Here is a 20,746-nt window from a genome sequence, read left to right on the forward strand (position 1 = left end):
ATGGCATCCTTTTACAGTAAAGGAGGCCTTTGTCATGTTAAATTTAATTATCAAAATGATCATCACTCCGATCGTGCTTTCCATAGCAGCCGCCATGTTGACGAATGTCAATTATTTCTATGCGTATCAGCCAGTGGTTATAGGGGTAACGCTTGCTGTTGCCGGCCATTTGCTGGAATGGGCGCTTCTGTCGCGCAGTACCTTTTGGTTAAGTACCATAGGCGACTTTGTTTTATCTACTCTTACTATTTACATTCTTAGTTATTTTTTTGCTGGGGCCGAAGTGACTTTTTTTGGTTCAATGGTAGTAGCTCTTTTCTTGACGGCGATTGAATTTTTCGTTCATATGTGGCTCATTCGTTCGGGAAGGGCCACGAAAGAGGAGAAATTGGGAAGATGAGAAAAAGATATGATCCCCCGTTAAAAGGAGGCTCATATCTTTTTTGTTTACATCAAGACTTCATCAGGTTGCTTCCAATAAGCTTCGTTTCCGGGCAGATCGTCAAACCATGCAGCATCATCCGGACAGTCAAGAACCATGAATTTACCGTAATCACCGTCGCGTGACTGATGAAATTTCAAGTAGGCTTTTCCATCTTGGATCGCCAATATTTCCACTTTTCCTGCTGTGTGACTCATGGAAAGGCGAACCCTTTTTCCAAGTCCGGAAGTTTTTGCCTTGGCTTTCTCAACGATATCGTATACTTCCTTCAGGGAAAGTACAAAATCATTGTTGCCGGCTACGGGGCGGTTTACAAAAAAGTAATAAGGTGTTACTCCCGCCCAAGAAAGTTTATCTAAGAGTTCTGCCAATACGTCAGGGTCATCGTTGATCCCCCGCAGTACAGGGGTTTGATTGACGACGATCGCACCGGCTTCGTGAAGTGCCTGGAAGGCCCGGCGGGCTTCTGCAGTGATTTCTCTGGGGTGGTTAATGTGGGCCATAACGTAAATACGGTTTTCTGTTGTGGAATTTTCTTTGATCACCTTTAATAGCTCTTCATCTTCATAAATCCGCATCGGATTAAAGACAGGGAGTTTTGAGCCAAGCCTGATGATTTTTACATGCTCGATTTCTCTGAGACTTTCGATGATCGATTTTAATCTTCTCGTACCGAGCATCAGCGGGTCTCCCCCGGTTAAAAGCACGTTGTTAATTTCCGGATGCTGGCGGATATACTCAAGTCCCGGACTAACATCGAGCAATGCCTCTTTTACGTCATTTCTAAATAGACGTTTTCTAAAGCAGTAACGACAATAAGCACCGCATACTTCGGAAACGATCAAAAGAGCGGTTGTCGTATACTTGTGCTGGCATCCCGGTACGACATAGTTTGTATTTTCGTCCGAAGCATCCCAGCGCCCGTACTCTTTTAATTCTCCTTCACTAGGGATGACCAATCTTCGAATCGGATCATTTGGATCATCCCAGTCTATTAAACCTAAATAGTACTCATTCACGCGAAATACAAATTTCTCTGTAATTGCTTTCAATTTTTCGCGCTGTTCTTCCGGAATCTGCTTGATTTGGTCAATTTTCGTAATGTACTTTGGCAAAGCCAATATTCATCACCCCATTTTTATATAGTATTACTACTATAACATAAACTTTTTTATAGATTTCGAAAAAAGTAATTATCTGACGAATTGTCAAAAATTTGTTATGAAATTGACCAAGGAAAAAGGAGGCCTTCCTATATGCCATGTATGGCTTTTTTTATGCTGTTTTCACCGGAAGTGATCTCTACAATCTTATTGATTAACTTTCCGGAATCAAGGATAGATTTCAGCACCAGTGCGATATCTCCGCAGGAAATGTCCACGTTGACGATCCATTGCATATTTTCTTGCATGTTGATTTTTCCGGACGGGCCTCCGTGGATCAAATGACCGGGACGTATGATAGTATAGGAAAGTCCGCTGTTTTTTAAGTAATCTTCCGCTTCTCGTTTATGATACAAATAATCCTCAGCGGGTCCTTGGGGGTCGTCAGCTCCCAGGGCGCTCAATAAAATGAAGCGGGGAACTTTGATGCGGCTTGCCATTTTAATAAGCGTTTTTATATGTTTTAAGACGGATGAATGGGGGGCTTGCTCATATGCTTGTTCGTCACAACCACTAGAAAAGATAACCACATCTGTCCCTTTCATCACGTTGGACAAGTGCTCCTCATCCTGGTTCTCCGTTATCATGGGGCCTGTTTTCCACGTTTCCATTTTGACATCATGGTCGGTATGTTTGGATAAAAATTCAAACAGGCAGCGTCCCGGATGCCGACAATCGCTAACAAGCAAAATGTTCATCGACTTTCGCTCCTTTCCCAATTCTTCTTTTATGTATGTATTTCCTTAATGAAAGTTTTATAAACCGATCGTGTTTCATGAAAGCGGCTTCTTGTTATAATGGATGAAAAAGGAGAGAATGCGGCATGTGTGGACGATACAGTTTGTTTTCCAAACAGGATGTAGTGACGGAGCGCTTCCAACTGGCGAATTCCGAGCAACTTGAATGGGTTGAACGCTACAATATCGCGCCGAGCCAACAAGTTTTGGCCATCATCCGGGACGAGAAGGGCAACCGGGCAGGATTTCTAAAATGGGGACTGGTGCCTACGTGGGCAACAGACCCGAAAATCGGCAATAAAATGATCAATGCCCGCATGGAAACCGTCGACCACAAGCCAAGCTTTAAGCGATTATTAACGAGAAGGCGCTGCCTGATACCAGCAGATGGGTTTTATGAATGGAAAAGAGACGGGGACAAGAAGCAGCCTTACCGGTTTCACTTAAAAACAAAACTGCCTTTTGCCTTTGCGGGACTTTGGGATCGCTGGGAAGAGGGAGACAAAGTCATTCATTCGTGTACGATCATTACCACGGAAGCGAATACACTTGTACGAGAAGTTCATAACCGGATGCCAGTCATTTTGACGAAAAAAGCAGAGCAAATATGGTTGGATCGCACAATTGAAGATTCGGCAAAACTTAAACAGTTGCTTCTACCATACAGCGCAGAAGATATGGAATCGTATCCGGTTTCTACTTTAGTGAACAGCCCGAAAAATGATCAAAAGGAAATCATTCAATCATTATAGGAAGCCTGGCCGTGAGCCGGGTTTTTTCATGAAAATGAAGCTCGTATCGAATAAGCGCATTCTTATCCGCATTTTGAACAGCAGCGGGTTTGTAGAAAATGGACACAAATAGCGGTCTCTTTTTCCAATCTTTATATGTCTTTGGCGTTTTTTGTTGACAGCGAGTGATCGGCAGGTTATATTATAACCGCTGGTTAGTAACCATTGGTTATCAAGGTGGAAGGATGCTGATTCATTCATGTTCAAAAAACACGATCTTCGTGCAGAAGAAACAAAAAAAGCGATTTTGGAGGCAGCTGGCAAATTGTTTGCCGCCCACGGATTTGAGTCGGTGACCATCCGTGAGATTGCCAAGGAAGCCGGCTGCTCGCATACGACCATTTATCTTTATTTTAAGGATAAGGAAGGACTCCTCCACGATCTCTCGATGCCGGCCCTCAATCAACTGGAGCGGCAGTTTGAAACAATTTTATCTGAGGAAAAATTATCTCTCGAAGAAAAGCTGCGCGGCTTAAGCCGTGAGTTCATTCGCTTTTGCCTCTTAAAGCGAAATATGTTCACCATTCTTTTTACGGAAAGAGCGGGTAGAGTCGATGAAGCTGAACCGGAGTTGGACATAAACCGGACGCGTAACAAGCTTTTTGCGAGTATGATGGCTGCGTTGCAGGGCTGTCTTGAGCTTCAGCAACATGACAACAGGCTCTTGACTTTTAGTCGGATTTACTATTTTGCCCTTTATGGAATCGTTGGAACCTATGCGCATTCCGAAGAGTCGTACGAACAGCTGCGGGAGCGGCTCGGCTCCACTTTTGACGATATGGTTGATGTGCTTTTGGCTGGCTTTAAGAAAAAGTTGAATAGAGAAGAGGGAACAATATGAAAATGAGCCGGATTTCCGAGCATATTTGGAGCCTCAAATCGTGGGTATTCATTCCCATCCATGTCTGGCTCGTTGTGGAGGAAGATGGAGTTACACTCGTTGATGCGGGAATTCCGCAAATGGCAAAAGGTATTTTGAAGGCAGTAGATCAAATTGGAGCGGGGCCGCTTAAAAGAATTGTCCTCACACACGGGCATTCTGACCATGTCGGAGCAGTCAAACGAATCCTGGCATCCACTCCGGTCCCCGTATACGTACATACGATTGAAATTCCTTTCATGGAAGGTGATCTCGCATACCCGCGTAGGAAAAAAGCCGCGGTCTCCCTAGAAAAAGAAATTGTCGAGCCTCTCCCTGCAGATGAAACCGGGCAACTGCTTCCGATTGGAGGACTCCAGCCTTATTTTACCCCAGGGCATTCCCCGGGACATGTTATCTATTGGCATGAAAGAGACCGTGTCGTTTTGGGGGGAGATTTATTCACCTCCAAAAAAGGGAAGCTTCGCAGGCCGATGCCGATGTTTACGGCCGACATGGCTGAAGCGGTCGAGAGCAGTAAAGTTCTTTTCCGCCTAAAGCCCGTCCATCTCGAAATATGTCATGGAAATCCTGTCCACAACCCGGCAGATCAACTGGAAGAGTATTTGCGCCAAACCCTTTAAGGTTTTACTTAAGAGTGAAGAATAAGGGCAGGAATTTTTAGCGCGATTGCTATAAGGAGCCGAGCCCTGATATATGAATACTATGTACCGCCAGCTTACCAGCTGCTCTTAAAGCTTTATTGGATCAAAGAGTAATTCGGAAAGCTGGCTCCTTAAACATTTAGAAGCCGCCGTACTCAACATGTTTGCTCCCTTATAATCAGCTATCTTACGTTGTAAAAGGTTATTATTCAAAAGAATATGGTATAATCAATGGAATGAAAGGAGGGGTGAGACATTGGAAGAAAGCCTGCAATTAATATTATCAAAATTGGAAAATGTTGAGGGAGAAATTCAAGGGGTAAAATCTGAGCTTCAGCTCATCAAAGCCGATCAAAAAGAAATGTATGCAGAACTTCAGGAAGTAAAAACCGATCAAAAAGAAATGCGTGCAGAACTTCAGGAAGTAAAAGCCGATCAAAAAGAAATGTATGCAGAGCTTCAGGAAGTAAAAGCCGATCAAAAAGAAATGCGTGCAGAGCTTCAGGAAGTAAAAGCCGATCAAAAAGAAATGCGTGCAGAGCTTCAGGAAGTAAAAACCGAAGTGAGAATAATTGATAAAAAAGTGGACAATCTCACGAGTGAAATGCGCAGCCATTTTAAGAGGGTCGATGCAAAGCTGGACGAGCATCAATCGGTCTTTAAAGTAGTCAATAAAGAGCTACAAACTGTGAAATATGATATTGACTATTTAAACATAAAAGTTGCCAGCCATGATATGAAGTTGCATAACATCATCAGGAGTATGCAATCATAATCATCTATTCCGAAAACTACAAGCATGCCCACAACCATATATATCCTCAACAGTTATTTCCACATTTCAGATCCCGGAGGTCCGGGATCTTTTCCTTGTTTAAAATACTTTCCTCCACTCATGGATGTGCCAATGAAGGGCGTCACTAACAAAATAATCCAAAGGTGAAAATGCTATTGGTAAAAAATGTCACAAAAAATTGGTCGAACAGCAAAGGAAACCATAAGGACATTTATCAATCTGCATGGGCCGCCACTTTTATACAGCCCAATTCCCATGTTTTTACAAAAAATAGTCGGGTAAATATGTAGTGACCCCACATGAGTTAAAGGAGGCGTTCACTAAAATGGACAAAAAAGCCATCGGTGTATTTCAATCTGAACATGATGCCATTCGGAAAATAGAAGATCTGGAAGCACAAGGTTATGATCCCAGTGATATATACGCAGTAGCTCGGGAAGAGCATGATATTTCCATGCTTCGCGGACAGACAAACGTAGATGTCCGGTCAGGCGGAGGGGATTGGTTTGACCGCTTCGTTCGTTTTATGACTGGTGAAGAGCCGGTAAAAGAGGCGATGCAGAACATGGAGCTATCGGGCCCTGACTGGAGCGATATTATCAGGAAATTGATGACGGAGGAATTTTTTTGTATGTCGATAAGGAATACGGTGAAAGGTACAGCACCAGTGTCCATTCGGGATATATAAATCCTTACGATGTGCCAAACGTTGATGCTGAGTTGCGCACAGAAGCCGATGCAGTTCCACATGCGGAGCATAATATCGTTCAAAAAGGTGCTAGGGGAGATAAAAAGCGCTTTACGTAAAATAATCGTAGACAGACAACGAACAATCCAGCCGATTTTTAAAAAAGCGGGGGCCAATAAGGTCAAAAAATCGCCCTATTGGCCCCATATGCCATGTTTCAACATGTTGGCGATTCAGCTTTTAAAACAACAGCGCCTAAAGTTGTTGTTTGATTTTTGCCAACAACACACGGCAGCCTTCACTCACCAAGTCGTAAGTTTCTTGAAAATTACCAGTGTAGTACGGATCAGGCACATCTTTTTTTAAATGGGTTAAATCGAGCAGCCGCATAACTTTTGGGTGTTCCGGCTCTCCCGTTATTTGATAAATGTTTTGAATATTGGATCGATCCATTCCGATAATATAGTCAAATGTCTCGAGGTCTTCCTTTGAAAATTGTCTGGCGACAAGCCCTTCTGTTTTAATCCCATATTCCTCCAGTTTTCTTTTCGTTCCTTGATGAGGCGGCTCTCCGATGTGCCATGAGCCGGTTCCGGCTGAATCTACCGATATTTGATCCTTCAGTCCTTCTTTTTCCACCAAGTCTTTCATAATCGCTTCCGCCATTGGGGAGCGGCAAATGTTTCCCAAACAAACAAATAACACCTTTACCATGATCAGTCTCCCATTATTTCTTTCGATTTATATGTTATGGTATCATAAATAAAGAAAATTGAAAAACGTTGGAACCGTCGAATTTTGTATTGATTTGTTTTATAAGTTCTTTATAATAAGATTGGTAGATTGTTTTTCAAAAAGGAATGAACATATCCAAGAGGAGAAAGTATTCAATGTCGAGATATAAACCAAAAAAGAAACGAAAAGCGCTAAAAATCGTTTTGATCGTGCTGCTGGTCCTAGTTGTGGGTCTTGTCGGCTACGGTTATTCCATTTATCATAATTTGAACAAAACAGCCAATTCTATACATAAACCTGTTGAGCGAAATCCGGAAGTGCCGCGTTCCTCCGACTTGGAGCTAGGCAAAAAAGAACCCTTTTCAGTGTTGATGCTTGGAGTTGATGAGCGGGCAGGGGATCGCGGCCGGTCGGACACGATTATCGTCATGGCGGTAAATCCGGAAAAAAAGTCGATCGAAATGCTTAGTATACCCCGCGATACACGTGTAGAAATCGTCGGTAAAGGGATTAATGATAAAATTAACCACGCCTATGCTTTTGGCGGGATCGAAATGTCCATGAATACGGTGGAAAAATTCCTTGATATTCCGATTGATTATTATATCAAAATGAACATGGATGGATTCAAAGAAATTGTGGATTCGGTAGGCGGAATCAATGTAAACAATGATCTTGAATTCTCCTATGAAAAGAAACATTTTCCCAAAGGGGAAATCTCCCTAAATGGAGCGGATGCTCTTGCCTATTCCAGAATGCGTAAAAATGACCCGAGGGGAGATTTTGGGAGACAAATGCGCCAGCGCCAGGTTATTCAGGGAGTCATCAATAAGGGGGCGAACATTTCCGCATTATGGAAATATGATGATGTTCTGAAAGCCCTCGGAAAAAATGTCGAAACAAACATGTCTTTCAATGAAATGGTCGAAATACAAAAAAATTATAAGAGCGCCCGCCACAACATCGAACAATACCAGATCGATGGACAAGGACAAAGGATAGACAACATCTATTATTATATTGTCCCCCAAGATGAGAGGGAGAGAATTCAAAGCATTCTAAAGGAACAATTGAATATATAGCTTGAAAGAGGCCGGGACAAAAACCTATAAAAATGAATAAGCCGCATGAAATCAAATGTAAACCTTTGATTTCACGCGGTTTTATTTTCACGATTTGGACGAATATCCATTCGTTTTCAACTTATGTCCCAGCTTTTTTTCATGTTTAAAAAAAGGAGTCTAATAATGGAGAAAAGGCACTTATGGCTATTGGCGGCAATCGGATGGTGTGTTGCCATTTTTACCGCAACCGGATCACCTTCTTCGACCGGTGGGAACACGCTCATATTTTTTGAACGATTTTTGCACCTCACGCCTGAACAAGCATCAGTACTGAATCTTTTATTTCGGAAATTTGTTCACCTAACCGCATTTGGATTACTGGCCATCCTTTTTTATCACGGGCTGCGCAAAAAAAGGTTTTTGCTGGCTTGGTTATTCACCACCATATATGCGGCAAGTGATGAACTGCATCAACTATATGTGCCTGATCGGACTGCCTCCATTTTGGATGTCGGGATTGATTCCCTGGGGGCTCTTCTTGCTTTGGGGTTGGTTTCCGCTTTAAGAAAGCGCTCGGACAAAAATGCCTAACATATCATCGTATATTTCATCAAATTGTTCGATGGGAAGCGGGTTGTGACCCAAACCAAGCTCAATCGTAAAACCTGGTTTCCGAAACTCCTGTATAAACCAATCTTTGTAACCAGTATAGTTGTCAATGTAGCGCACAGACTTATAACCGCTTATCCGGGCAAAATCCCGAGCAAGGACTTCAGATTCAGGCGGTTCAAGTCCGTCATATCCCCAATAGATTTCTTTGCCTTGTGTATGAAGGGCAAGCAGAATATCATAGTTTTCCTTGCGGGCGAGCGCCGCCATCGCTTTTGATTCCGGTTCTGAAATGGGGAAAAAACCAGGAAAATCACGCGGTCCCGGCTTTTGGGGCTTGCGTTTTTTCTCCAACTCCCACTTTGCCGGAAATTGTTTGTTTAAATCAACTCCTCGTATGTTCGCTTTCCAGCCGGAGAAGTCGGCGCTTCCCCGGTTTAACGAAACAACCTCCGACGCCCAATCACCCGGAGGACCATTTAAAACCGTATTCACTCCATCGGGATTCACCATAGGAACAGCATGTAATTCGGTATGTGTGTACATGTCAAGCGCTGGAATTCCCCTGATTGTTTCATTGTTTATCAAAGCAATCATATACTCGTGTAAAAATTTCATCAATACCGCGCTTGTAATCCACTCATTGGCGTGAAACGCTGCATTGATTTGCACCTTTTTCCCTTTTCCAACTTTCAAAATATGCAATGGATGACCAAGAAGGCTTTTTCCAACAGTAATGTTGTTCATGAATGGAAAAATCTTAGTGAGTTGATCGACATGACGGTCCAGCTTTTTGAAATTATAACCTTCCGGACTGATCTCCACCGCCGCCGTTTTTTTGGGAACTACTATTTTTTGCCCGGCTTGCAACTGATCCGAATCAACATCTTGATTTAATCGTTTCAGGGCTTTGACGTGTAATCGTTGGGCGTGGGCAATTTTCCCAAACGTATCCCCGCTTTGAGTCGTATAACTCTCTGTCGTAAATCCGGGGATTGTAACCCTCTGTCCTGTTTGAAGAATATTCGACTTTGCTATTTCGGGATTGGAATCAATGATTAACATAAGCGGGATCGAAAACAATTGGCTGTAATTCATAAGTGTATCGCCTGGTCGGACCCGGATTTCCACGGCTGTCCCTCCCCGTTTGAAAAACGTTTTATCATATATAGGTGTATGTGTAAAACACAGATACATGCTGATTTCAAACGGAAAACAATGTATGATTGGAAAAAGAACAGTAGATTGCAAGAAAGGTGAAAAGAGATGCTTGGAGCCATTGAGGCAGGAGGGACCAAATTTGTTTGTGCTGTTGGGCAAAAGGACGGACGATTGGTTGAGCGGATTCAAATTAATACAGACATCCCCGAGCGGACAATCCCTGAGGTGATTGCGTTTTTTCGAGAATTTCCCATACAAGCGATTGGAATAGCCTCATTCGGGCCGATTGATATCAATAAGGAAAGTCCGACCTATGGATACATAAAATCGACACCCAAACCCGGATGGATCAACTTCCCGTTTGTCCAGACGATGGAAAATGCCTTTCATGTGCCAATTCATTTTATCACCGACGTGGACGGTGCCGCTTTGGGAGAGTGGGCTTATGGTGCTGCCAAGGGACACAATAGCTGTTTATACATCACCGTAGGGACAGGAATCGGCGCCGGGGCGGTTGTTGATGGAAAGCTGTTGCGGGGGTTATCACATCCGGAAATGGGGCATATTTCCGTTCGCCGTCATCCGGAAGATTCTTATGAAGGCTTTTGCCCGTATCACCGGGACTGCATCGAGGGGCTTGCTGCCGGGCCTGCTATTGAAGGGCGTTGGGGAGTAAAAGCGGACATGCTTCATCATGAGAAAGCATGGGAAATGGAAGCTTATTACCTCGCCGAAGCGCTCGTCCAGTATATCCTTATTCTATCCCCGGAAAAAATTATTATGGGGGGAGGCGTGATGAAACAAAAGCATTTATTTCCTCGAATTCATTCCCTTGTCAAAGAGAAACTTGAAGGCTTTGTTCCTCTTCCTGACAAGTTGGTGCATTATATTGTGCCGCCGCAGCTCGGAGATGATGCAGGGGTTACGGGAGCTCTCCTCATGGCAAAACAAATTTTAGAGAAAAAGAAAGCCTATGAAAAACAAAAATAAATTTTTAGAAAACGAAAAAATGAGGAGAATTTTCCCTAATAAAAAAGTAAGATGTCTTTCATCCTAAAGTCTTATAAATTAATTCACATCGACTTCCAAATATTCTTGGGGTCCGTCAGAGACATCAGCCTGGCCGTTTGTAAGTTCAGTAATCAGGTCGGAAAATTGACCGGTTCCTTCACTTTCCACATACACATCGATCTCTACCTGGTCTGAATAATGAATGTTTTTCACCAGAAATTTTTGGTTTCTGAGCTCGTTTTCCAGTTTGCCGAGCCATGTATAATCAATACCGATTTTCATTACATTCATTAATCTTCGCTCGACGATCCCAACGGCGTCGATCCCTTCCGAAGCCGCGCGGCCATAGGCCCGGATGAGTCCACCCGCCCCCAGTTTAATACCGCCGAAATACCTTGTTACGACAACGACAGTATCCTTTAACCCGCGCTTTTTTAAAACTTCCAGCATCGGTATTCCGGCTGTGCCGCTCGGTTCCCCATCATCATTTGCCTTTTGGATCAGGTCATTTTCACCGATCAAATAGGCAGAACAATTATGGGTGGCATTCCAATGTTCTTTTTTGATGGACTGTATAAAAGCCTGTGCATCCTCCTCTGTTTCCGCTCGATTTACATGGGCAATAAATCTGGATTTTTGTATGATGATTTCGTGTGATCCTGCTGTTTTGACTGTTAAATAACGTGGAAGCATCGGTACGTTCCTCCTAAAAACTCTTTTTTTCCCAAATGACATGTCGTGTTCTAAAGAAATTATACATGATATAATGACTATGTAGAATGGGAGACGTATAACCAAATCCTAATTTTACCAGTAATTCATTTCGAAAGGGGGAGCCTTCAAGGAGTATTATGGCACTGAAAAAGGTAAACCCGAAAGCGCTGGACAAAATCGTAGAACAGATGATTGAGACGGTCGACAGGAGTAAAGATGAAATTTTTCAAATCGGGGAGCAATGCCGCCGTGATCACGATCACATCATAAAAGAGCTCCAGGAAATAAAGGACGAAGTTAAAGAAGTTATCCAAACCGGAGATTCATTGGAGGTTAAGGCCAAACTGGCAAGGAGGCGCCTATCCGATGTAAGCAAGAACTTCAAGGAATTTTCCGAGGAACAGATTCGCGAGGCTTATGAGTATGCCCATGAATTGCAGACAAAATTAACAATCAACCGCCAACTTGAAAAGCAGCTCAGAATGCGAAGAGATGACTTGGAGAGAAGGCTCATTACTTTGCAGGAAACAATTCATCGCGCGGAAACACTCGTTTCCCAGATTACGATCGTATCGAACTACCTTGTAAGTGATATAAAGGAAATGGGAGAAGCGTTGGAGGATGCCAAGTTAAAGCAGGAATTTGGACTTAGGATCATCGAAGCCCAAGAGGAGGAACGGAAACGCTTGTCCCGGGAAATGCATGACGGTCCCGCGCAGCTGCTGGCAAATGTTCTCATCCGTTCGGATTTGGCGGAAAAAATGCATAAACAACAGGGTCCGGAACAGTCACTCCAAGAAATTCGCAGTTTAAAAGAAATGATCCGGACAGCGCTTTATGAGGTGCGCCGCATCATTTACGATTTAAGGCCGATGGCGCTTGATGATCTTGGGTTGATTCCGACTCTGAACAAATATTTAACGACAGTCGAAGATTATCATAAAGGAACATATATTGAATTTGTCTATTTGGGAAAAGATATTCGACTTCCACCGAAATATGAGGTTGCCCTGTTTCGGCTCATCCAAGAATCGGTACATAACGCGCTTAAACATGCCAAAGCAGAAACAATCCAAGTAAAGGTGGAAATCCAAAGCAGCAAAGTGTATGTCACAATAAAAGACGATGGAATCGGCTTTGACATAAGTGAGACAAAAAGCGGAAGGTTTGGCATGATCGGGATGAGAGAACGGGTGGACATTTTAGATGGAAACCTTTCGGTTCACTCTAAGCCGGGGGCCGGAACCATTATTACGATTAAAATACCATTGCCCTTATAAAAATGATTATGAATAAAGGAGGAAGGACGATGCAAACAAGAATTGCCATTATTGATGACCATGAATTATTTCGTGAAGGCGTTAAAAGAATTTTAGAATTCGAAAAAACTTTTTCAGTTGTGGCTGAAGGGGAAGATGGCTGTGAAGCTGTGGAAATTGTTGAGGAATATTCACCTGATGTCGTTTTATTGGATATCAATATGAAAAACACAAATGGCATTGAAGCGACAAAACAATTAATGGAAGCATATCCCGAAGCCAAGGCGATCATCCTTTCCATTCACGATGAAGAGGCGTATGTAACACACGCATTGAAAACCGGAGCTGCCGGCTATATGTTGAAAGAAATGGATTCAGATGAACTCATTGAAGCAATTAAGGTCGTAGCAGGCGGGGGATGTTACATCCACCCGAAAGTAACCCATAAACTAATTAGGGAATATAGACGTTTAGCAAACGAACAAAATAAAGGAACAGGCTACCAGCAGCCTGAAGTCAGAGTTCCGCTTCACCTGTTAACGAGCCGCGAATGTGAAGTATTGCAGCTTCTCGCCGACGGTAAAAGCAACCGCAGCATTGGTGAAACGCTGTTTATCAGTGAAAAAACGGTTAAAAACCATGTCAGCAATATTTTGCAAAAAATGAATGTGAATGACCGTACCCAAGCAGTTATTACCGCTATTAAAAATGGCTGGGTTGAAGTAAGATAAAGAGCTTTATTGGCAACACAAATTGCTGAAAGCGTCGGGACGCGGAAGCGTACCCCCACAATAAAGTCGGGGCAAAGCGCTAACTGCGTTTTGCTCCTGATTCCTGTTGGAGAAGAACAACCATATATGATCAATCCTCTCCCGAGATTTTGCATCCACTTTACAATACTCCTTATCCGGACGTTCTCTCCTTAGATTCGAAACTTCTTTTTTCCAGTAAAAAGTGAGTATCGTACTTTGATAGAGGGCTTTAAGCGTCGATTTCTGGACTGGTTTACACCAAAACGGTTCTGGTGTTGACGTACAACATTGCCAGCTTGTATATGGACACATGCGTTATTGTCGCAAGTAAGTCCTGATGGAGAGGGAGCATCGTGTACAACTCTGTAGCGCGGTTTCGGGCCGGAACCCGAATGGCTGCTTGCGGTTGTCCTTGGGAATTACGGCTATCGTCGAATTGATATGGAATGACGCAAGAGAGGCGATTGCGTAAATCACAAAAAACCCTGCGGATTACCAGTAAAGAGCGGGATGGGCAGTTATCTGCATGGTAGACAAAACTGCTTTGCAAAAGAGTTTTCTTAGAGAGAAACAGATGTCATTTCCTAGGTAATAGAAAAGTTGCTCCATCAGACATGATGGGAGCAACTTTGAAATCTTAATGGACCGATTCACTTATTTCCTCGTTGTTAAAGTCAGCCCGTTCTGGCAATGAGCGATACTTGAACTTAAAGACAACAAATGACAATATGGCAAATACAGCAAAATAAACGAATAATACGCTTATATTTCCCCACATCTCGGACGTGCTTCCTAATGTAATAATATTCCGATAACTATTAATGGAATACGTAAATGGTAAAAAGACACTTAGATTACGTAATCCTTCTGGAAGCATATCAACCGGTAATGCTGAACCAGTCGTAGATAATTGTAGAACAACAAATGCCAAAGCAAGAAATCTGCCAATGTTCCCCGCTAAACCTACTAGGAATAATACAATCATTAAGAAAGTCAGGCTTGCCATAATCGAGAATAAAACGAAGGAAATACCGCTTTGTACATCTAGTTTTAATATGAATAGCGTGTACAAAGAGATGATTAATGCTTGGGCGGTAGCAAGCATAGATAATTTTGCTATTTTCCCGGTAAACCATGATGTGGCTGATGGAGGCATTGTAACTGGTTTTCGATACTGAACAGCAAACGACATCACTAAAACTCCAACGTACAGTGCCAATGTTAAAATATACGGTGCGTTGGCATCACGATAAAATGGAAAACTATTAATGACTTCACCGTCTAACACAACAGGCTCAGCAAACATCGCAATATTCTCTTCTTCTGGATTGATACTGCTCGTTCGCTCAGCGCCTCCTTCTAGACCTGCCTGCAATTCTTCACTTCCATCAGATAGTTGTTCCAGACCTCCGTCTACTTGTGAGACACCATCTGTTAATGTTGCCCAGCCTGCCTTCACTGTTTGATTTCCTTCACTCACTTGACTAGAACCATCATGTAGTCTTGTAGCACCAGAGGATAGTTCTTGCCATCCACTTTCGACCGCATTGTTGCCGTCACGAATTTGTGAAGAACCATCATGCAGTTGCGCCGCTCCATTTGTAAGGTCATTCCAACCACTTTTTACAGTGGCATTACCGTCACTCACTTGTTTTGTTCCGTCATGTAATTTAGCAACGTTTGTTTGTAATTCTTTCCACCCGGCTGCTACCGATTGATTGCCGGCAGCCACTTCTTTTGAGCCTTGAGCTAACTGGCTTGCCCCATTCTGTAATTGTTGTTGTCCCTCTACAAGCCGGGAAAGGCCATTGTCTAAAGCGGTTACCCCAGGATTTAGCTCATTTTTAAGCCCATCTCGTAATTCATTAGCTCCATCTACCAGTCTTTGAAAATCTTTTTGTTTTTGAGGAACTGTTTTTAAACCTTCGTTTAATTGTCCCATGATGAGTTTATATAGAACATTTTCTTCCAGTCCATCCACACTGTTAGGCAGTTGTTCAAGAGCTGCCCGTAAATTTTGCATTGATTCAATTGTTTCATTAACACCCGCTTGCGCCTGTTGAACTCCTGCAGCTAACTGTTCACTTCCGGGAAGAACTTTTTCGCTCAGCCCGCTTTTAAGCTGTGCAGTCCCGTCTTTTGCTTGTTGGGCGCCTTTTAGTAATTGAGTTGAACCGGAATGAAGTTCACCTGCGCCCTCCGCTAGTTGAGAAGATCCAGTTGAAAGGCGGTTAATGTCAGATGACTTTTCATTTAAGGCACTTAATAATTGTCCAGTCCCATCATTTACTTGTCTGGCGCCATCTGCTAATCTGGCAATATCATTTACTTTATTTTGTAAATTATATAACAAGGTGCCGGTTCCAATGTTTAATTCTTGTGAACCGTTAGCAAGTCTTGTTATGTCCCCTTGCTTGGATATTAAAGATTCTCGCATCGTCCGTGTCCCGTCTGCCAACTGTTTAGCGCCATCTGCTAAACGTCCTATATCGGACGACTTTTCATTCAAGGAATCAAGGATTTGTTCAGATCCATCTTTTAATTGTCCAGTCCCATCATTGATTTGTTTGGCGCCATCTGCAGCTTCAGTAAATCCGCTTGCCACTTCTTTCAGTTGTGATACGACATTTTCTACATATGTCGCGGTAATTTGTGTAGACAACTGTGTTTTTAATGTTTCAGCAGCTTTATTCGTCACCTGGGCGGCCATGAAGTGCAGCCCTTCGTTTTGTGTATATTTTAATTCTGGCTTTATCGGTTCGTCATCAAGGACAGTCAATGTCTTTTTTGAAAAATCTTCAGGTACTTCAATCGTCATATAATATTCCAGCTTTTCCATACCGCTCTTAGCCTCTTCAGGTGAGACAAAATCCCAACCCAATGACTCATTTTCTTCTAAGCTGGCAATTAAGCTTTCACCGATGTTAATTCTTTGGCCATCTGACATAGCGCCTTGATCATTATTAACAACAGCTACTGGCAAATTATCCGTGTTATCGTATGGCCCCCATTTTGGAGATAACATGATCATCGCATATACAAGTGGAACGAGGAGCGCCAAGCAGACAGATAGAAGTACATATTTATTTTTAAAAATACGTCTCATCTCTGCGGAAATATAACCCGCTTTTTCCATGAAATATCCTCCTTTAAGTTGTCTTGCTGTCTTTTCCTATTAAGAGGTAATGGATAACATTCAAGTGCTGAAGTTCAAACGACACGAGTGGAAAAAATGGAAAGTTCAATAAAGTAAGAATGATAATCTGTTGGAAAAAACAGTTTTCCATTTGCTTTGTTAAAAAAGGCAATGAAAATCATGAGATTTTCACTGCCTATCCTCAATCATTTAATTGAAGATATACTTTCTTAAAAAATGGAAAGAGCCACCTAATGCAATAAGGATCGCGCCCGTTAATAAGGAGAGTGGAATATTCGTTGCTGTATTCGGGAGAACTCCGCCTTTACTAGTACCTCCTAGCTTTGGAGGATCATTGTTGTTATTCCCTGCCCCTACATTTGTACCATTTTGCTCACGCGGCTTGTTATCATTGCCAGGCTTTTGCCTGTCACCCGGCTTTTCACCATCACCCGGCTTTTGCCCGTCTCTTGGTTTTTCACCATCACCCGGCTTTTCACCACCTCCTGGTTTATCGCCATCCCCAGGTTTTTCACCATCTCCTGGATCTGCGGCTTCTTCAACATAAACAGTCCGAGTAGCTGTCCCTTTATTTCCAGCTTTATCTGTCACTGAATATGTAACGTTATATTTACCGGCTTTTTGAGTATTTACTTCTCCCGAAATCTGAATTTGTTCGCTGAGATCTCCATCAACATTATCTTTCGCAGTTGCCCCTGGCTCGTTGTACGTTTCACCAACTTTTAAAGTCATTGGGTTGTCGCCGTTTAACGTAATAACCGGTGCTTCTTGATCCACTTCTGCCTCTGTTTCTTCTACTTTCACGGTCGTAAGCAGCGTATCTTCAGGCGGCGTACAAGTAACAGGCAAATTAACTGGTGTTGTCCCTAACTTGGCATGAATTTCTGCTTTTATTTCACCTACATGGATATTTATATCCTCATTGCCCGCAGTATAACTTGCATCATTGGCACTTATCCGGAACGGAATAAAAGGCGCGTCGTTGTCAAACGGAGTTTCCGGGATGGCAACTCCTGCTGCTCCGACTACATTCACTGTCTCATTTGCTGCTTGCAAATGAAATTGCTGTACATGACCATTAAAAGGATTAATTAACCCCTTTAATGGTGCTAAGCTCCCAGTCACATCCACTTCAATAGCTGTTTCAATATCAGAAACAGAAAACTGCTGATTTGGATTCACCTTATCCGGGACAGTTACAGTAGGGGTAACCTTCATATCAATAAGAATGTCTCCGGCAATGGACGTTTTTGCGACACATACGTAATTGAACGATTTTGTTGCTTGTTGTGCATGTGCGGCGATCATTCCACCGCTATAGAAAAATACGCAAATCATACTTAAGATCATAATAGTGAGCTTTTTTGCGATTTTGCTCATGATTATCTCCTCCTTCTTCTTCGTTTGATTCTTCTTTATCCCGCATGTAAGGTGCCGTAAGCCTCCCACTTAAAAATCTTGAGTGAATAACAAAGGACTAAGTGGGAGTAAACGGCACCTAAATGCCCTATTGGTTCAACTAACATTCAGTAGGAGCCCTACTGAATGAAGTTTCACTTTATTAATAAGTCACGTATCACACTCCCCCGACTTCATAAAACAGCGTTGTAAACCTTTTCATTTTCTGTTAGTATGAAAGCAGTTATAGTACAGAGATGTATTAAGTAATCTGTTGTACGAAAGCTGTACTATTACTTTAAGATTTTTACACTTTTTCACCAATTCCTAAAAATATCGTATTTTCATCAAATTGATTCGGTTATACCCTATTTTTATACGGTCAATAACGACCTTGCGATAAATACAAGCCTTCATTCATCCCGCATGTAAGGTGCCATATACACCGCTTTCAGACCTGAGTAGATACAAAAGGTCTAAGTGTGAGAAAACGGCACCAAAATGCCCGATTCGTTCAACTAACATTCAATAGGAGCCCTACTGAATGAAGTTTCACTTTATAAGGGATATATCTGTTTTTAAATAGCTGATCGCAGTTCAAGGAAAAAGCAAAATGAAGTTCATTCTATCGAGGGAGGGGGGATGAAGATCCCAAGTTGGAAGTTTCATTCAGCTTTTCTTGTAATTTTTTGTTACCTTATAGCTATAAAGGGGAGTACGGACGGCTAAAAGCTTCATGAATCTTGGGATGAATTGATGAAAAGGAAGGGGAGCATGTTTCATGACATTGACTTTGGACCATTATCTAGACTCCTTATTTCATCATGGATTAGACATCATTCGCAACAATGAAAAAGCGATACAACATCATTGGGAGCAAATCCAACACTATTTTCAACATACTGGTAAAAAAGTGGCCAGCACTACAGCAATATCCGTTAAAATTTTCTCGGACATCCTTTTTAATCATCAATACAACAAAGAGACAATCATGAATCAATTGAGGGCTGAATGGAACAAAGAAATAGGCAATAATCCATTGAACAAATTCATGATATCGTTATTAGAAAATTCAGTTCATCAAGCCGCTAAAGTAAACAAGGATAATCACTATAATGATCATCAAGCAATCCAATATGTATTTACGAAGATCAGCGAACATATTTTGACAGAAAAACTTGAGCACTTATTTACACTTGATACTTTTTTAGAACATCTTGTTGCTTCTGAGCAACTGCCAATTGAATGGATTGCTGTTGTCGGAAGAAGAGACAATGTGTTTTACGTGGAAAAATGGTTCAATCAATACCAATGTTTACTGCATGCGCATGTTCATATCGCAGCAGAAAATATATTTGATGTAACGGAACAGCTGTTGAGATATATCACTCATTCTCATGATAAAAATGTGATGACGATTCCTTTTGAAAATGTCACTTTATTATTGTGTACGGAAAAAAACAGCACGGGGCATATTGCTCCTTTTATTCACCATGCCTTGCACCTTTTTCAAAGCAGTAAAACAATTTTAAACATAGCCCGGCAAGAACAGCGTTGGAAGGATTCTGTTATGATGTTTTATGAGTCCATTATGCAGGCAAAATCGTTTAAAGAGGCATTGGAATTGGTCACAAAAGGATTTACCGATTATTTACCGTTTGAGCGTTGCGGCATTTTTTCCTATTCCCCAAATGATGAAATTGGGATCGGGTTATCCGGTCATCGCTTCGATATAAAAGCAATTCAAAAGATTACGGAAGATGTACGTAATTTTCCGCTCATTCATAATGGTTTAGAGCTATTACGGTTGCTTGGAAATGGAATAAAGTTTTTACAACCGCTTTATATTCCCGAGGCCAAAGCTAGTTTTCCCATTAGGTATATTCATCAATTCCAATTAAAGACGGTAGTGGTGGCACCCATTTTTAAAGCTTCTAATCAGGAATTAATCGGGGCGGCTATTTTGGATCAAGGTGCCAATAAACATTTTACTATGTCACAAGATACGTATACGGCATTGATCAAGTTCGGACAAAGCGCGGGAGAAACTATCGGAAAATTTAAAAATAACATTAATTATTTAAATCAATCCCTTCATTTATCATTGAGAGAAATTGAAGTGTTGACATTAATGGCGGAAGGGGAATCGACAAGCAGTGCTGCCGACAGGCTACACTTAAGTGAATATACGGTGAGGGATTATATTACGAAAATTATGCAAAAAATGAAAGCAAAAAATCGAACTGAAGCGGTGGCCTATGCTATCAGACATGGAATTATTTAAAAAGTTTTATGGAAAAATAAAACAGGTAAAAAGGAGCGTTACGAGATTTTCTCCTTTTTACCCCGACTGAAGTAGGGTTATAGGTGATACGACGAAGTATGAGGGGGAGATAACAGAACCTGATTTCCCTTTTCGTTCAGGGAGGCAGAACGCAATAGTAGCCTTAAAGCACTCTTAAGTCAAACGATGCTACTACAGTGGCTAACTTTGCTAGTCGTCAGCCAAGCTTTCTGTATATGATGGCTTAGACATAAAAGAGAAAACCGAAGGGCAGCCGCCAGCCAGTTTTTGATCCCGCATGTAAGGTGCCGTAAGCCTCCCACTTCAAAATCTTGAGTGAATACAAAAGGTCCAAGTGTGAGAAAACGGCACCTACATGCCCGATTGGTTCAACTAACATTCAGTAGGAGATGTAAGAAAACGCCTACTGATGAAGTATCACTTTATCCCGCATGTAAGGT

General features: G+C 42.1%; 19 protein-coding genes. 12 read left to right on the forward strand and 7 right to left on the reverse strand.

From position 1 onward, the window contains the following. Window positions 1-34 precede the first annotated feature (34 nt). Window positions 35-400, forward strand: coding sequence for a DUF2512 family protein (locus tag JOC94_RS05420; RefSeq protein WP_077109921.1), 366 nt, complete (start codon window positions 35-37; stop codon window positions 398-400). Window positions 401-447: 47 nt separating this feature from the next. Here the strand turns inward: JOC94_RS05420 and JOC94_RS05425 are convergent, their stop codons facing one another. Then, window positions 448-1,563, reverse strand: a complete 1,116-nt coding sequence (locus JOC94_RS05425) for a KamA family radical SAM protein (protein WP_077109922.1) — start codon at window positions 1,561-1,563, stop codon at window positions 448-450. A 131-nt stretch (window positions 1,564-1,694) separates the two neighbouring features. Then, entirely contained in the window at window positions 1,695-2,303 is a 609-nt protein-coding gene (locus JOC94_RS05430) for an NAD(P)H-binding protein (RefSeq protein ID WP_077109923.1), read from the reverse strand. Between the two features lie 125 nt (window positions 2,304-2,428). On the opposite strand from JOC94_RS05430, the gene JOC94_RS05435 reads away from it, so the two are divergent. The 5 genes from JOC94_RS05435 (at window position 2,429) to JOC94_RS05455 (ending at window position 6,141) form a co-directional block, all read left to right on the forward strand. Next, window positions 2,429-3,094: an SOS response-associated peptidase gene (locus JOC94_RS05435; RefSeq protein ID WP_077109924.1), complete on the forward strand. Its 666-nt coding sequence runs from the start codon at window positions 2,429-2,431 to the stop codon at window positions 3,092-3,094. A gap of 238 nt (window positions 3,095-3,332) precedes the next feature. Beyond that, window positions 3,333-3,974, forward strand: a complete 642-nt coding sequence (locus JOC94_RS05440) for a TetR/AcrR family transcriptional regulator (RefSeq protein ID WP_077109925.1) — start codon at window positions 3,333-3,335, stop codon at window positions 3,972-3,974. Next, a complete protein-coding gene (locus tag JOC94_RS05445) occupies window positions 3,971-4,636 on the forward strand; it encodes an MBL fold metallo-hydrolase (protein WP_205178855.1) in 666 nt (221 codons plus the stop codon). The genes JOC94_RS05440 and JOC94_RS05445 overlap by 4 nt, the downstream gene beginning before the upstream one ends. A 277-nt stretch (window positions 4,637-4,913) precedes the next feature. Next, window positions 4,914-5,432: a hypothetical protein gene (locus tag JOC94_RS05450; RefSeq protein ID WP_205178857.1), complete on the forward strand. Its 519-nt coding sequence runs from the start codon at window positions 4,914-4,916 to the stop codon at window positions 5,430-5,432. Window positions 5,433-5,778: 346 nt separating this feature from the next. Then, window positions 5,779-6,141, forward strand: a complete 363-nt coding sequence (locus JOC94_RS05455) for a general stress protein (protein ID WP_077109928.1) — start codon at window positions 5,779-5,781, stop codon at window positions 6,139-6,141. Between the two features lie 255 nt (window positions 6,142-6,396). Here the strand turns inward: JOC94_RS05455 and JOC94_RS05460 are convergent, their stop codons facing one another. After that, on the reverse strand, window positions 6,397-6,855 hold the full coding sequence (locus JOC94_RS05460; protein WP_077109929.1) for a low molecular weight protein-tyrosine-phosphatase: 459 nt from the start codon (window positions 6,853-6,855) through the stop codon (window positions 6,397-6,399). 176 nt (window positions 6,856-7,031) lie between these two features. On the opposite strand from JOC94_RS05460, the gene tagU reads away from it, so the two are divergent. Continuing rightward, window positions 7,032-7,958 (forward strand): polyisoprenyl-teichoic acid--peptidoglycan teichoic acid transferase TagU, encoded by a 927-nt coding sequence (tagU, locus tag JOC94_RS05465; protein ID WP_083717281.1) that lies wholly within the window; start codon window positions 7,032-7,034, stop codon window positions 7,956-7,958. Window positions 7,959-8,123: 165 nt separating this feature from the next. After that, window positions 8,124-8,531 (forward strand): VanZ family protein, encoded by a 408-nt coding sequence (locus JOC94_RS05470; protein WP_077109931.1) that lies wholly within the window; start codon window positions 8,124-8,126, stop codon window positions 8,529-8,531. Here the strand turns inward: JOC94_RS05470 and JOC94_RS05475 are convergent. After that, a complete protein-coding gene (locus JOC94_RS05475; RefSeq protein ID WP_077109932.1) occupies window positions 8,502-9,680 on the reverse strand; it encodes a M14 family metallopeptidase in 1,179 nt (392 codons plus the stop codon). The two genes, JOC94_RS05470 and JOC94_RS05475, sit on opposite strands and share 30 nt — an antisense overlap. Window positions 9,681-9,815: 135 nt before the next feature. Here JOC94_RS05475 and JOC94_RS05480 point away from each other — a divergent pair, with 135 nt between their 5' ends. Then, window positions 9,816-10,700, forward strand: coding sequence for an ROK family protein (locus JOC94_RS05480; RefSeq protein WP_077109933.1), 885 nt, complete (start codon window positions 9,816-9,818; stop codon window positions 10,698-10,700). Window positions 10,701-10,778: 78 nt separating this feature from the next. Here JOC94_RS05480 and JOC94_RS05485 read toward each other — a convergent pair whose 3' ends face one another. Beyond that, window positions 10,779-11,414, reverse strand: a complete 636-nt coding sequence (locus tag JOC94_RS05485) for a YigZ family protein (protein WP_077109934.1) — start codon at window positions 11,412-11,414, stop codon at window positions 10,779-10,781. Window positions 11,415-11,572: 158 nt separating this feature from the next. On the opposite strand from JOC94_RS05485, the gene JOC94_RS05490 reads away from it, so the two are divergent. Next, window positions 11,573-12,715: a sensor histidine kinase gene (locus JOC94_RS05490; RefSeq protein WP_077109935.1), complete on the forward strand. Its 1,143-nt coding sequence runs from the start codon at window positions 11,573-11,575 to the stop codon at window positions 12,713-12,715. Window positions 12,716-12,744: 29 nt separating this feature from the next. Further along, window positions 12,745-13,425 carry a response regulator gene (locus tag JOC94_RS05495; RefSeq protein ID WP_077109936.1) on the forward strand — a complete coding sequence of 227 codons (681 nt, stop codon included), beginning with the start codon at window positions 12,745-12,747 and terminating at the stop codon, window positions 13,423-13,425. Window positions 13,426-14,083: 658 nt separating this feature from the next. Here the strand turns inward: JOC94_RS05495 and JOC94_RS05500 are convergent. Both JOC94_RS05500 and JOC94_RS23145 read right to left on the reverse strand, forming a co-directional pair. Then, entirely contained in the window at window positions 14,084-16,582 is a 2,499-nt protein-coding gene (locus JOC94_RS05500) for a YhgE/Pip domain-containing protein (RefSeq protein WP_077109937.1), read from the reverse strand. Between the two features lie 210 nt (window positions 16,583-16,792). Next, the gene (locus tag JOC94_RS23145; protein ID WP_077109938.1) at window positions 16,793-17,983 is read right to left on the reverse strand and encodes a DUF5011 domain-containing protein; all 1,191 of its coding nucleotides are present in this window, start codon (window positions 17,981-17,983) and stop codon (window positions 16,793-16,795) included. Window positions 17,984-18,782: 799 nt separating this feature from the next. On the opposite strand from JOC94_RS23145, the gene JOC94_RS05510 reads away from it, so the two are divergent. Then, the gene (locus tag JOC94_RS05510) at window positions 18,783-20,285 is read left to right on the forward strand and encodes a response regulator transcription factor (protein ID WP_077109939.1); all 1,503 of its coding nucleotides are present in this window, start codon (window positions 18,783-18,785) and stop codon (window positions 20,283-20,285) included. Window positions 20,286-20,746 lie beyond the last annotated feature (461 nt).

This window comes from Siminovitchia thermophila (genome assembly GCF_016909185.1).
GTDB lineage: Bacteria > Bacillota > Bacilli > Bacillales > Bacillaceae_C > Siminovitchia > Siminovitchia thermophila.

Bases quoted from the DNA above. Each gene is read 5' to 3' on its own strand.
- JOC94_RS05420 (WP_077109921.1), top strand. From the start codon at position 35: ATGTTAAATTTAATTATCAAAATGATCATCACTCCGATCGTGCTTTCC.
- JOC94_RS05430 (WP_077109923.1), bottom strand. From the start codon at position 2,303: ATGAACATTTTGCTTGTTAGCGATTGTCGGCATCCGGGACGCTGCCTG.
- JOC94_RS05435 (WP_077109924.1), top strand. From the start codon at position 2,429: ATGTGTGGACGATACAGTTTGTTTTCCAAACAGGATGTAGTGACGGAG.
- JOC94_RS05440 (WP_077109925.1), top strand. From the start codon at position 3,333: ATGTTCAAAAAACACGATCTTCGTGCAGAAGAAACAAAAAAAGCGATT.
- JOC94_RS05445 (WP_205178855.1), top strand. From the start codon at position 3,971: ATGAAAATGAGCCGGATTTCCGAGCATATTTGGAGCCTCAAATCGTGG.
- JOC94_RS05455 (WP_077109928.1), top strand. From the start codon at position 5,779: ATGGACAAAAAAGCCATCGGTGTATTTCAATCTGAACATGATGCCATT.
- JOC94_RS05460 (WP_077109929.1), bottom strand. From the start codon at position 6,855: ATGGTAAAGGTGTTATTTGTTTGTTTGGGAAACATTTGCCGCTCCCCA.
- tagU (WP_083717281.1), top strand. From the start codon at position 7,032: ATGTCGAGATATAAACCAAAAAAGAAACGAAAAGCGCTAAAAATCGTT.
- JOC94_RS05470 (WP_077109931.1), top strand. From the start codon at position 8,124: ATGGAGAAAAGGCACTTATGGCTATTGGCGGCAATCGGATGGTGTGTT.
- JOC94_RS05480 (WP_077109933.1), top strand. From the start codon at position 9,816: ATGCTTGGAGCCATTGAGGCAGGAGGGACCAAATTTGTTTGTGCTGTT.
- JOC94_RS05485 (WP_077109934.1), bottom strand. From the start codon at position 11,414: ATGCTTCCACGTTATTTAACAGTCAAAACAGCAGGATCACACGAAATC.
- JOC94_RS05490 (WP_077109935.1), top strand. From the start codon at position 11,573: ATGGCACTGAAAAAGGTAAACCCGAAAGCGCTGGACAAAATCGTAGAA.
- JOC94_RS05495 (WP_077109936.1), top strand. From the start codon at position 12,745: ATGCAAACAAGAATTGCCATTATTGATGACCATGAATTATTTCGTGAA.
- JOC94_RS05500 (WP_077109937.1), bottom strand. From the start codon at position 16,582: ATGGAAAAAGCGGGTTATATTTCCGCAGAGATGAGACGTATTTTTAAA.
- JOC94_RS23145 (WP_077109938.1), bottom strand. From the start codon at position 17,983: ATGAGCAAAATCGCAAAAAAGCTCACTATTATGATCTTAAGTATGATT.
- JOC94_RS05510 (WP_077109939.1), top strand. From the start codon at position 18,783: ATGACATTGACTTTGGACCATTATCTAGACTCCTTATTTCATCATGGA.